Below are 544 nucleotides of genomic sequence, written 5' to 3'. Positions count from 1 at the left end.
GACCTTGTAGGTAATTCAAAAAGCCAATCATAGCCTTTGGACTTGAATAGTCGATTTGTGGTGTTACTACTTGCTTTACACGCTTTTCACATTCGATAAAGTATAAACGGGCTTCTCTCCCTTTCTGATTGTTCTCAAGCATAGAAAGTTCTTTGGCTCTATCGAGTGTGAGATAGTAGTTAATCGCGATAACAGCCCTAGATTTTGCGCTCGCCAAATTTGGCGACCGCAAATCTTGTGTTTTTACAAAGTCTTGTCCTTCTATAAAATTGTATCTGGTAATACGGTCCTTAATCCAATTGGAAAAGTCACGTTTTGCCTCTAAGAATGCATGCAGATCACGTGCATTTACTGTCTGAACAATTTCCTTATCAATGGCTTGTTCTTTAATCTCTATGAGAGTATTCATGATGAACTCCTAAAGTTTTGCATCATCACTGTCTTAATTAACAAAAACACAAGGTTTGATATAATATTCTGCCATAGTTTCTATGACGTTCTGCTTGAGCAATTTTCCTTGCTGCGTGAATTTTGAAATAATGAT

The 544-nt window shown here is 36.9% G+C and carries 1 protein-coding gene; it reads right to left on the bottom strand.

Going from position 1 to position 544, the window contains the following annotated elements; all coding sequences use genetic code 11:
• Positions 1–409 (bottom strand): antA/AntB antirepressor family protein (locus tag ACFING_RS10160; protein ID WP_375630856.1); only part of this gene is annotated, 409 nt, incomplete at its 3' end.
• Positions 410–544: the final 135 nt, after the last annotated feature.

Source organism: Bartonella sp. AP150HLJHH (assembly GCF_042196385.1).
In the GTDB taxonomy this organism is placed as follows: Bacteria; Pseudomonadota; Alphaproteobacteria; order Rhizobiales; family Rhizobiaceae; genus Bartonella.
This window is presented reverse-complemented; position numbering and strand designations above follow the sequence as displayed.